At 48.0% G+C, this 500-nt stretch carries 2 protein-coding genes; both read right to left on the reverse strand.

The genetic code is table 11. The annotated features are described in order from the left end of the window. A partial coding sequence (locus tag R8O11_RS31770) for a Mur ligase domain-containing protein (protein WP_318195458.1) occupies positions 1-211 on the reverse strand: 211 nt, incomplete at its 3' end. Further along, positions 208-500, reverse strand: a 293-nt coding sequence (locus R8O11_RS31775) for a glutamate ligase domain-containing protein (protein WP_412035111.1), incomplete at its 5' end; no start/stop codon positions are given. The genes R8O11_RS31775 and R8O11_RS31770, both read right to left, overlap by 4 nt.

A 500-nucleotide genomic window follows, 5' to 3' on the forward strand; every position in this document is an offset into this window, starting at 1 on the left:
GACGCTTTTCAACCAATAAGGCACCAGCCCCCGCTTCAAATGCTTGCTGACAAAAATTATGAGCATCGAATCGTTCACCGACAAGCGCAACAAACAGCGCACCATTGTCGATCGTTCGCGTGTCAGTGGACACTGCGTCGATAGTCAGATCGTTACCGAATAACGCTCCGCCAGTGATTTCTGCAATTTGAGATAAAGTAACCTTGATCATGAGGACAATCCTAAAAGCTGCATTGCGGATTCGCGGTCGGAATAATGAATCGTTTCGCCATTACGAAGTTGGTAGTCTTCATGGCCCTTACCTGCCAGCAAGATGATGTCTTGAGGCGCAGCGTTTTCTACCGCGTAAGAAAGCGCTTTAAAGCGATCATGCTGAACAATCGCTTCTGCTGGTTTGGATAGGCCAGCAAGCATATCTTTGACGATTAATACAGGGTCTTCACTGCGCGGGTTATCATCGGTCAAGACGACTTTGTCACCCAAACGCTCAGCGATTTCTG

The organism is Vibrio sp. 1288 (assembly GCF_033344475.1).